Origin of the sequence: Pseudarthrobacter quantipunctorum (genome assembly GCF_045291495.1) — a bacterium.
GTDB lineage: Bacteria > Actinomycetota > Actinomycetes > Actinomycetales > Micrococcaceae > Arthrobacter > Arthrobacter quantipunctorum.
In genome coordinates, this window is sequence record NZ_CP148033.1 from 547,670 (window position 1) to 558,261 (window position 10,592).

Annotated in this window: 11 protein-coding genes and 1 tRNA gene; 7 read left to right on the plus strand and 5 right to left on the minus strand. The window is 64.9% G+C overall.

Annotated elements, in window-relative coordinates; genetic code table 11:
* Positions 1-3: 3 nt before the first annotated feature.
* The 3 genes from WHH00_RS02500 (at position 4) to WHH00_RS02510 (ending at position 2,688) form a co-directional block, all read left to right on the plus strand.
* On the plus strand, positions 4-747 hold the full coding sequence (locus WHH00_RS02500; protein ID WP_406636236.1) for an aspartate/glutamate racemase family protein: 744 nt from the start codon (positions 4-6) through the stop codon (positions 745-747).
* Positions 748-770: 23 nt separating this feature from the next.
* Entirely contained in the window at positions 771-1,532 is a 762-nt protein-coding gene (locus tag WHH00_RS02505; RefSeq protein ID WP_406636238.1) for an SDR family oxidoreductase, read from the plus strand.
* Positions 1,533-1,692: 160 nt separating this feature from the next.
* Complete coding sequence (locus WHH00_RS02510) at positions 1,693-2,688, plus strand: hypothetical protein (protein ID WP_406636240.1); 996 nt, start codon at positions 1,693-1,695, stop codon at positions 2,686-2,688.
* A gap of 66 nt (positions 2,689-2,754) precedes the next feature.
* On the opposite strand, the gene WHH00_RS02515 is transcribed toward WHH00_RS02510, so the two are convergent.
* Positions 2,755-3,132: a sterol carrier family protein gene (locus WHH00_RS02515; RefSeq protein WP_406636242.1), complete on the minus strand. Its 378-nt coding sequence runs from the start codon at positions 3,130-3,132 to the stop codon at positions 2,755-2,757.
* 125 nt (positions 3,133-3,257) lie between these two features.
* Here WHH00_RS02515 and WHH00_RS02520 point away from each other — a divergent pair, with 125 nt between their 5' ends.
* Positions 3,258-3,608, plus strand: coding sequence for a VOC family protein (locus WHH00_RS02520; protein ID WP_406636244.1), 351 nt, complete (start codon positions 3,258-3,260; stop codon positions 3,606-3,608).
* Positions 3,609-3,662: 54 nt separating this feature from the next.
* On the opposite strand, the gene WHH00_RS02525 is transcribed toward WHH00_RS02520, so the two are convergent.
* Both WHH00_RS02525 and WHH00_RS02530 read right to left on the minus strand, forming a co-directional pair.
* A complete protein-coding gene (locus tag WHH00_RS02525; RefSeq protein ID WP_406636246.1) occupies positions 3,663-4,679 on the minus strand; it encodes an asparaginase in 1,017 nt (338 codons plus the stop codon).
* Positions 4,680-4,715: 36 nt separating this feature from the next.
* Positions 4,716-6,323, minus strand: a complete 1,608-nt coding sequence (locus WHH00_RS02530) for a molybdopterin-dependent oxidoreductase (RefSeq protein ID WP_406636248.1) — start codon at positions 6,321-6,323, stop codon at positions 4,716-4,718.
* 110 nt (positions 6,324-6,433) lie between these two features.
* Between WHH00_RS02530 and purD the strand changes: the two genes are divergently transcribed.
* Both purD and WHH00_RS02540 read left to right on the plus strand, forming a co-directional pair.
* Complete coding sequence (gene purD, locus WHH00_RS02535; protein WP_406638474.1) at positions 6,434-7,750, plus strand: phosphoribosylamine--glycine ligase; 1,317 nt, start codon at positions 6,434-6,436, stop codon at positions 7,748-7,750.
* A 1-nt stretch (position 7,751) separates the two neighbouring features.
* Positions 7,752-8,690: a phosphoribosylaminoimidazolesuccinocarboxamide synthase gene (locus tag WHH00_RS02540; RefSeq protein WP_406636250.1), complete on the plus strand. Its 939-nt coding sequence runs from the start codon at positions 7,752-7,754 to the stop codon at positions 8,688-8,690.
* A 36-nt stretch (positions 8,691-8,726) separates the two neighbouring features.
* Here WHH00_RS02540 and WHH00_RS02545 read toward each other — a convergent pair whose 3' ends face one another.
* Positions 8,727-9,992 (minus strand): helix-turn-helix domain-containing protein, encoded by a 1,266-nt coding sequence (locus WHH00_RS02545; protein WP_406636252.1) that lies wholly within the window; start codon positions 9,990-9,992, stop codon positions 8,727-8,729.
* A 133-nt stretch (positions 9,993-10,125) separates the two neighbouring features.
* Between WHH00_RS02545 and WHH00_RS02550 the strand changes: the two genes are divergently transcribed.
* Positions 10,126-10,341, plus strand: coding sequence for a hypothetical protein (locus WHH00_RS02550; protein ID WP_406636254.1), 216 nt, complete (start codon positions 10,126-10,128; stop codon positions 10,339-10,341).
* Between the two features lie 106 nt (positions 10,342-10,447).
* On the opposite strand, the gene WHH00_RS02555 is transcribed toward WHH00_RS02550, so the two are convergent.
* Positions 10,448-10,521 (minus strand) — tRNA-Pro (locus WHH00_RS02555).
* Positions 10,522-10,592 lie beyond the last annotated feature (71 nt).

Here is a 10,592-nt window from a genome sequence, read left to right on the forward strand (position 1 = left end):
CTGATGCGCATACTCGTTGCGAACGTCAACACCACCCAATCCATGACGGACTCCATCGCCGCTTCGGCACGCAGCATCGCGGCACCGGGCACGGAGATCGTGGGAATCACACCCCGGTTCGGGGCGGACTCCTGCGAAGGAAACTTTGAAAGCTACCTGGCCGCCATCGCCGTGATGGACGCGGTCACCTCCTACCCTGAGCCGTTCGACGCCGTGGTGCAGGCCGGCTACGGCGAGCACGGACGGGAGGGGCTGCAGGAACTCCTCGACGTCCCGGTGGTGGACATCACGGAGGCCGCCGCCAGCACCGCCATGTTCCTGGGCCACAAGTACTCGGTGGTCACCACCCTGGACCGCACCGTTCCGCTCATCGAGGACCGGCTGAAGCTCGCGGGACTCGACGCGCGCTGCGCCTCCGTCCGGGCCAGCGGCATGGCCGTCCTTGAACTTGAGGAGGAGCCGGAGCGCGCCGTGGAAGCCATCATTGACCAGGCGATGCTTGCCGTCAGCCAGGACAAGGCCGAGGTGATTGTGCTCGGCTGCGGCGGAATGGCGGGGCTGGACGAACACATCAGGCAGCGTGCCGGAGTACCCGTGGTGGACGGCGTCGCGTCTGCCGTGGCCATCGCCGAATCCCTGGTCCGCATGCGCCTGTCCACCTCCAAGGTGCGGACGTACGCTGCGCCGCGGCCCAAGACCGTCATAGGCTGGCCGCTGAACAGTACGGGCGTGCCGGCCGCCCTTTAGCACCACATCCAGAGGAGAACAGCGTGAACAATACCCCTTCCGCCGTACGGGTTGCCGTCGTTACCGGAGCAGGTTCCGGCATCGGGCGGGAGGTGGCCCGGCAGATGCTGGCCGCCGGATACCGGGTAGCGCTGGCTGGCCGCCGGGAAGCGCAGCTAAAGGAGACGGCAGACGATCACCCCGAAGCGCTGGTGGTGCCGTGCGACGTCACCCGGCAGGACGACGTCGAGCATCTTTTCGACGCCGTCCGCCGCCGGTGGGGCCGGGTGGACGTCCTGTTCAACAACGCCGGCGTGTTTGGCCCGGCAGCCAGCGTGGATGAAATTTCGCTGGAGGACTGGAACGCCACCCTCGCGGTGAACCTGACAGGATCCATGCTGTGTGCCGCCGCAGCGGTCCGGGCCATGAAGGCGCAGGTCCCGCAGGGCGGGCGGATCATCAACAACGGCTCCATCTCGGCGCACTCGCCCCGTCCACGGACCGTGGCCTACGCCGTCACCAAGCACGCCATGACCGGCCTGACCAAAAGCATCGAGCTGGACGGGCGGGGCTTTGGGATCACGTGCGGGCAGATCGACATCGGCAACACGGCCACGGACATCATGGACACCATCGGCGTGGGCGCGGGGGCGCTGCAGGCAGACGGCAGCCGCCGGGTGGAGCCGACTTTCCCCGTGGAGGACGCCGCCCGCGCGGTCCTGATGATGGCCAACATGCCGCCGTCCGCCAGTGTTGGATCGGTGGTCGTCACCGCAACAGGGATGCCGTTCATCGGCCGCGGCTGACCCCTGAATCCCCCGAGTTTTTGTCCAGCTATGGTGACTTCCGAAGAATCGAACCCGCCATACGTGGACAAAAACTCGGGTGGCCGGGCATCCGGCTGTGGATAACCCGTCACTCGTGGTCAATGGGTGACTCAATGGATGCATGGGAAGAGTTTCGCCATTGCCTCCGGAGATTAACGACAGGCCCTTCGTCCTTACGGAAGCGGTGACAGCTGGAATTTCGCCGAGCAGGCTGAAGGCGGCGGACCTTTACCGGCCAAGCCGGGGCATCCGGGTGCCGAAATCGAGCCCTCCGGATCTGGCCGCCCTTGTCCGCTCCCATACCCGGCTGGACCCCGACACCTTCGGGAGCCTTATTACCGCTGCCGAGATCCTCAAGCTTCCCCTTCCTCCGTGGGCTGAGTTCAGGCCTGACAACGGCGGCCCCGTGACTGCCGCCGTCGAACCTCCTCCCTGGGGGAAGAAATCAGGTGCCCATTTCCGCGAACCCGGCCGTTTTCTGCATCTTGCCAGGCGCGGCGGCGGAACGCTTCCGCGGCGGAGGGGAATTGCGGGGCACCGGCTTAAGGTCCGGGACGGCGACCTCATCGATATTGACGGGCTGCGGCTGACCTCGGTGGCCCGAACCTGGGTGGATCTCGGCTCCGTCTTGCCGTTGGAGGACCTCATCGTTGCGGGCGATGCCATTGTCAGCGAGCATTCCAGGACTTTCGGAGAGCCGAAGCATCCGATGCTTCCGCTGCCCGAATTGCGCAACTTCGTGGCGGGCGCCAACGGGATCCATGGCGTCCGCAAGGCCAGGGAAGCACTTGAACAGCTGCGCATCGGCGTCGACTCGCCTCCGGAATCGAAACTGCGCCTGATGCTGGACGACGCCGGCCTTCCCGAATTCTCCCCAAACTGCCGGGTGGACGATGCTATGGGAAGACCTGTCTGGACAGACCTTGGCTGCGCCCGATTCCGGACCTGCCTGGAGTACGAGGGCCTCCACCATCTCTTGCCGGAACAGCAGGCCCTGGACTCCTACCGGGACCAGCGGGTCTTCGAAGCAGGCTGGCGGCAGGTGAAGATCAACCGGATCGATATGCAACGCGGCCCGGAGTGGGTGGTGTCGCGCGTCCGGCAGGCGTTGCGGAAGCAGGGCTGGCAGCAGTGAGTTTTTGTCCAGATATGCAGGGTTCCAGGCCTCGGAAGCCTGCATATCTGGACAAAAACTCGGGGGTTAGAGCGGGAGCAGCGCCGAGAGGTCAGCCCGCAGGCCGGAGGCGGCAACCTTATGTGCGGCCACCGCGTCTGCCCAGCCCAACTGGCCTGTGACCATCGAAAGCCAGGTGGCGGCGTCGCACTCTATGACGTTGGGCGGCGTGCCGCGGGTGTGCCGCGGTCCTTCCACGCACTGGGTGACGCCGAAAGGCGGCACCCGCACCTCCACCGAATTGCCCGGCGCCCGCGCGGTGAGCTCCTCGAGTGTGTAGCGCACCGCAGTTGCCAGGACGGTCCGCGGGAGAGGAACGTCCGACGACGGTCCGGCGGCTCGCCGCCACGCCTCCACCGCGGCGGCGCCTTCCTGGGGGTCGATCCGGCGACGGGCTACAGCCATGTTTGGGCCCCTTTCCTGGAGATGCAGCGGCAAAGGGAATCAGAGTACCGCGGATACTGAACAGGATGGAATTGGGTGGGGGAGTACGATCTGTAGCACCTCGTCACAAGGGAAGGGAACAGACCGTGCAGCTCGGCGCTTTCTCAGTAAGCCTCAACGTCAAGGACATCGCCGCTTCAACGGCCTTCTACGAAAAGCTTGGATTCACGCGTTTTGCCGGTGACATCACGCAGAACTGGTTGATCCTGAAAAATGGCCAGGCTATGGTGGGTCTCTTCCAGGGAATGCTGGAGCGGAACGCCCTGACTTTCAACCCCGGCTGGGACCAGGACGCCCGGCCGCTGAATCCTTCACGGACGTGCGCGACCTCCAGCGCGAACTGCAGGGCAAGGGTGTCAGTTTCGCCAGCCAAGCGGAGGAAGGAACAACCGGGCCGGCGAGCTTCATTGTTGTTGATCCGGACGGCAACCCGGTGATCGTAGACCAGCACGTGTAACACGTTTAGTCCAAGAGTCCCAGCCCAGAAGCACCTAGTCCAGAAGCGCGGATACTGCCGGGCCGAGCCGGATCTTTCCCACCGGCCGGCCGCCGCCGAGTACGGGATCAACCACCCTCTCCAGGACGCTGGCAACACCGGGGATCTCCACTGCGCCGGCCGCGGCCAGGAGTGTCAGGGCCACCAATGAGGTGGCGCGCACGTTGCCGTCCAAAATCTTCACGGCCACGGAGACACCCTGGGCTGTTGCCATGGCCAGGACGCCTTCCGCGCCGATTTTGGCAATGATTCCCAGCTCGTCCATGACCAGCGTGTTGGCCTCGCCGATGCCCTGGACGGCCCAGGGGTAGTCCAGCATGGAGGTGGCAATGGTGGCGGCACGGGCGCTGAAGCTCTGGTCGCCCGGAGCCTTTGCCAGCTGCGAGTACCCCCGGGCAAGTCCCTTAAGGGATACCGCGGCTACCGGTGCGCCGCAGCCGTCGATGCCCAGGTGCGCAATTTTCTCGCCGGTGTATTCCTCCACGACGGTGCGGACGCGCTGCTGCAGGGGGTGGTTGGGTTCCAGGTAGCTGTGTGTGTCCCAGCCGTTTTCCGTGCAGGCCCAGAGGAACGCCGCGTGCTTGCCGGAGCAGTTGAACGCCAACCTGGACTTCCCCTTTTCGGAGCGGACCAGCCAGGTGCGGGCCGTCTCGTCCTGCGGCCAGGCCTCCGGACACTGGAGCTGGTCCTCCCGGACGCCGGCGGCCTTGAGCATTCCTGCCACCACGTCCATGTGGTCCAGTGAACCGGTGTGGCTTCCGCAGGCAACAGCCACCTGCGCACCCCGCAAAGGGACGCCGGACTGCATGGACGCAAGGGTTTGGAACGGCTTGAGCGTGGACCTGGCAAGGATGGGCGTGTTGATGTCGCCCAGTTCAGTGACTACCGATCCGTCCGCCGCCAGGAGGACGGCCGAGCCGATGTGCCGGGATTCCACAAAGCCGCTGCGTTCGACGACGGCCAGTTCCACGGCGGAGTCCACGGTAAAGGTGGCATGGGGGTTGTGGGGCATGGTGCCAGTCTATGGGTCGCCCCACTGAATGCCGCGTTACTCCACGGTGACCATCACGGACTGCCAGCCGGACGCGCCGTCGGGCACGGGGTCCGCGCGCTGGTCCGTCTGCACCTCGCCGGTGCCGTCGGTGGCCCGGACCTTGATGTAATGCTGCCCGGGAGCGGCGTCCCACTGGTAGGACCATTGCCGCCAGGTGACCAGGGACGCCTCCGTGGAAAGCTCGGCCTCCATCCAGTTGCCGTCGTCCACCTGGATCTCCACCTTGGTGATGCCCCGGGTCTGTGCCCAGGCGGTGCCGCCCACGGCGACCTTCCCGGCAGGTACCTTGGCGAAGGACTTGGGCACGTCCACCCGGGCCATGGTCTTGATGGGGCCGCGTTCGGACCAGCCCCGCTCGGTCCAGTACGCCTTGCTGTCGGCGAACCGGGTGACCTCCAGGTCCACCACCCACTTGGTGGCGGACACGAATCCGTACAGGCCAGGGACCACCATCCGCACCGGGTAGCCGTGCTCCAGCGGGAGCGGCTCACCATTCATGCCGATTGCCAGCATTGCGTCCCTGTCATCCTGCAGCACCTCCAGCGGCGTTGAGGCGCTGAAGCCGTCGATGGAGGTGGAGAGGACCATGTCCGCGCCGTCCTTGGGCCGCGCGCGCTTGAGTACCTCGCGGAGGGGGAATCCCAGCCATTTGGCGTTGCCGGCGAGGTTGCCGCCCACGGGGTTGGACACACAGGTGAGCGTCACATGGGACTCGATCAGGTCGGCGTCGAGCAGGTCCTGGAAGGTGAGCCGGATTTCATCCTCAACCATGCCGTGGACGCGGAGCTCCCAGTCCTCCACGTCGATCTCCGGCACGCTGAGCGCGGTGTCGATGCGGTAGAAATCGCCGTTCGGCGTCACCCATGGCTGCACCCCGGGCACCGGAGACTGGACGCCGGCAGGAACGGGCGACGCCGCCTTGGCAGGCGCTGGCAGCTGCAGGGCATCCCGCGCCTGGAGGATATTGCTGCGTGCAGCGCCCAGCAGCCGTCCACCGGTTGCGGCCAGGCCGGCGGCGGCTGCGGTGATTCCGGCAGCCGCGAAAAACCGGCGGCGGCTGGTTGCGGCGCGGGGCGTCGTGCCTGGCGCGGCCGCTACATCAGTGGAGTCTCCGACGGCGGAACCGGCCGGCGCTTCCGGCCACGCCTTCGTTACCGGCACCCTGTTGACCAGGAACCGCAGCACCAGGAGGCCGGCGAAGGTTCCCACCACCGTGGGCAGCGCTTCAAATGCCCCCACGCCGGCGCGGGTCACCACGCTGGCCACGATGACGGCGCCCATGAACAGGACGCCAAGGACACCCAGCGCCCACTTGCGGTGGGCCACCACCCCCAGCACGCATGCCAGCACTGCAATGGTCAGGCCCATGCCCACGAAGAGCGCAACTTTGTCATTGGTGCCGAACGTGGCGATGGCGAAGTCCTTCAGCCAGGAGGGCGTGAAGTCGATGAAGGTTGATCCCAGGGCGATCACCGGCGTTGCGCGGGCTGTGAAGAAAGCCCCGAGCAGTTCGGCCACGGCAAGGACGACGGCGGCCGCCACCACACCTGCCAGCGCCGCCATAGCAGTGGGTCCCCGGAACCAGTTCTTCAGCTTCTCCATGAACGGTATTCGGAGCGGACCGGGTCCGGGATTGTCTCCTTGGCCGGGCGCGGCATCCACCGTGACACAGCTTAGGAGCCTGCAGGGTGCACAAAGTACCCTTGGAGACTGTGAAGGTACTCGTCATTGGCCCCGGAGGCCGCGAACACGCCATTGTCCGCTCCCTGCTCGCCGACCCCAACGTGTCCGAGGTCCACGCAGCTCCCGGCAACGCCGGTATCAGCAAACTGGTCCCCACCCACAAGATTGACGGCAATGATCCCGGCGCCGTCGCCGCTTTGGCCACCAGGCTGACGGTGGACCTGGTGGTGGTGGGCCCCGAGGCCCCGCTGGCCGCGGGTGTGTCCGACGCCGTCCGTGCGGCCGGTATCCCTGTGTTCGGTCCCAGCAAGGCCGCAGCACAGCTGGAAGCGTCCAAGGCGTTCGCCAAGGAAATCATGGCGGAAGCGGGAGTGCCCACCGCCATGGCCATGGTGGCCACCAACGCCGAGGAAGCCGAATCGGCCCTGGACACTTTCGGGGCACCCTACGTGGTGAAGGATGACGGGCTCGCCGCAGGAAAGGGCGTGGTGGTCACCAAGGACCGCGGGGAAGCCCTGGCCCACGCCCAGTCCTGCTTCGACGCCGGCGGCTCCGTGGTGATCGAGGAGTTCCTGGACGGTCCCGAGGTTTCGCTTTTTGTCCTCTGCGACGGGCACAACACCGTGGCGCTTTCACCCGCCCAGGATTTCAAACGGATTTTCGACCGCGATGAGGGCCCCAACACGGGCGGCATGGGTGCCTACACTCCGCTCGAGTGGGCACCGGAAGGCCTGGTCCAGGAAGTCATTGAGCGCGTGGCCCAGCCCACCGTCAACGAAATGGCCCGCCGCGGCACCCCGTTCGTCGGCGTGCTGTTCGTGGGGCTGGCCCTCACCTCCCGCGGCACCCGCGTCATCGAATTCAATGTCCGCTTCGGTGATCCGGAAACACAGGCCGTGCTGGCACGGCTCAAGACCCCTCTCGGCGCCCTGCTGCTGGCAGCCGCCAAGGGCGAACTGGACAAGGCAGAGGAGCTGCGGTGGGCCAAGGAAACTGCCGTCGCCGTCGTCGTCGCGTCCGAAAACTATCCTGATACTCCCCGCACCGGGGACCGGATCCGCGGGCTCAAGAAGGTGGAGGAGCTCGACGGCGTCCACGTCATCCATGCCGGCACCGCGTTCGACGAGGAGGGCAAAGTGGTGTCCGCGGGCGGGCGCGTGCTCGCCGTCGTCGCCCTCGGCAGCGACCTCGTGGACGCGCGCGAAAGAGCGTACGACGGCGTGGAGCTGGTCCAGCTCGAAGGCTCGCAGTACCGCACGGATATCGGCGGCAAAGCCGCCCGCGGGGAAATAAAGGTCCCCTCCACTGCCAGCGCATCCCTCCACGGGACCAAGACGAAGGCCTGACATGAGCAACGACGCAGCACCCCGCGGTTTCAACACCAAGACCCTCGAACTTCCCGGCTGGACGCACGTCTACTCAGGCAAGGTCAGGGACCTCTACGAGCCGGCTGACGAGGCCATCCTGCAGCGCATGGGCCAGGACTGCGTGCTGGTGGTGGCCAGCGACCGGATCAGCGCCTTTGACCACGTCCTGTCCTCCCTGATTCCGGACAAGGGACGCATCCTGACGCAGCTCAGCCTGTGGTGGTTCGACCAGCTGGACGTCGACCACCACGTCCTGGGCTCCACGGTGGAAGACGGCGTCCCGGCCGAGGTGGAGGGCCGGGCCATGATCTGCAAGAAGCTGGACATGTTCCCGGTGGAGTGCATCGCCCGCGGCTACCTCACAGGCACCGGCCTGCAGGAGTACAAAGCCTTCGGGACAGTGTGCAGCATTCCGCTGCCGGAGGGCCTGGTTGACGGGTCGCGCCTGGACCGCCCGATCTTCACGCCGTCGGCCAAGGCCGAGGTTGGCGAGCATGACGAGAACATCAGCTACGACGCCGTAGTGGCCATGGTTGGCGACGATATTGCGGGGCGCCTGAGCGAGCTGACGCTCGAGATCTACAGCACCGCTGAGAAAATTGCCCGGGAGCGCGGAATCATCCTGGCGGACACAAAAGTCGAATTTGGCTATGACCCGGTCTCGGGGCTCATCACCCTGGGGGATGAGGTGCTGACGCCGGATTCTTCACGTTTCTGGGATGCCGCCACCTACGAGCCGGGACAGGCACAGCCGTCCTACGACAAACAGTATGTGCGCGATTGGCTGACGTCTGCTGAATCGGGCTGGGACAAGTCCTCGGATACGCCGCCACCGGCGCTGCCCAACGAGGTTGTGGACCGTACCCGCGGCCGTTACGTCGAGGCCTACGAGAAACTTACGGGGAAAACCTTCGCCTGACGGAGCCCCAGCAGCTCCCGGCGGATGGTGTTGTGACTAGCTGGCCTTGGCAGCGGCTGCCGCGCGCTGCTGGGCCAGTTTTATCTCCAGGACCGCGTCCATTGCCTGTTGGACGCGGTCAGCCGCTCCTGCCGCACTGAAGGCCTTCTGGGCTTCTTCGAGGTGCACCAGGGCTTCCTCGGATTCGCCTGCGGCCTTGAGGGACTTGCCCAGCAGCAGCGACACTTCACCGGCGGTGTGCTTTGCCAGGCTGGCGCGCTCCGCATGGATCTCGCGGAGTTTTTCGACGGCGGCAACAATGTCCCCGGTCAGGTACAGCCAGCGGGCGCGGATGAAGGCGACCTCCAGCTCATCACTTTTTGTTCCGCCAACGATTGAGAAGGCAAGTTCTGCCCGCTCGATCGACGACAGTGTCTCCGGTTCAACGATCCCTGACGAGAGCCGCACCGCCGCCGAGGCTTTGTTGAACCGGGCCCACAGTTCGATGTCGTTGGCGGGGGAGAGCAGCCGGGCTGCCCGTTCGTGATGCCTTACCCCTTCGGTGTAATCGTGCCGCATGAAGGCCACGTTGCCGACCACCCAAGCCACTTCGCCGGCAAGCTGGGACATCGACAGCTCATCCACGTGGTCGATCATCGCCTGGCAGTATTTCCAGGCTTCATCCAGGCGGCCGCTTTCGGCCAGAGCACCGATCAGGGCTCGGTGGGCCCCGATGATAATCGTGGAGTTCTTCGGCAATTGAGCAGAAAGCCTCACAGCCTCCATCGCGTGTTCCACTGCAACACTGAGTTGACCTTGACCGTGGCAAACCGCAGCCAACATTTGGCGTGCGCGAACGCCAAGGCCAACGGACTCCGTTGCCATGGGGTGCTCCAGCAGGTGTTGAATAATTCGCTGGCACTCTTGGAGATTGCCCTGCTTCATCAAACACTCGGCCTGCATGTAGGTCATGTTCCACCAGGCACTGGTGTTCTTGCCTTCGAGGGCTATCTTGGCAGCTGTGGCGGCATGGCTTGCCGCAAGCTGGTAGTCCCTGAGGTCCCACGCCTGCCGGGCGTACAACCCGGCGAGGACGTATTCGGCATCGCTCACCGAGATGGGCTGGCTCCAAGCCTCGAGCGCCTTGGGTGCCAGTTCCAACCTGCGTGCAAGTTCCTCGATGACCTCCGCCGTAGGTTCCCTGCGGCCGGTCTCAAGTAGTGAAATATAGCTGGGGGAATACAGGTCCTTTCCCAGTTCCGCCTGTGTCAGCCCCCGTTCGAGACGCTCCGCACGGAGCTTCTCCCCGAATCCGTTGCCCACGGGTTTTCCTCCTTTTCCGGACGGTCTTCGTACAAAATGCTTGACAGTCCCTGTGGAAAACATTTTACAATGTATGTCAACAAGGACAGTGCTGGCTTTGTAACGAATCCGACTCGTATTGAGGAACCCATTTATGTTGAAGAAGATCGCAACCGCTGCCCTATTGGCAGGTGCCCTTGCTTTTTCTGCTGCGGCTCCAGCCGTCCTGTCTGCCGGTTCCCTCGGGGACTCTGCCGGAACTTCGGTAGCCATCGGTAACTGGCCTGACCCCATGTCCAAGAAGACCAAGGACAAGGGCATGGACACCACGTACACCACGTACATTGGCAACTGGCCCGACCCGATGTAATAGCTTCCTCACACATGGAGGCGAGGGTGGCCCCGGAGCGCAGGCTTCGGGGCCATTCCTTTTAACAAAAAGAGGGCCTCCGCAAGGAGACCCTCTTTCTAGTTTGTCGGGATGACAGGATTTGAACCTGCGACCTCTTCGTCCCGAACGAAGCGCGCTACCAAGCTGCGCTACATCCCGATCCGCTGCAAAAGCAACTTTACAAGGATAGCCGATGCCGGGTCCCGATGCGAAATCCCAGGAAATCCTGG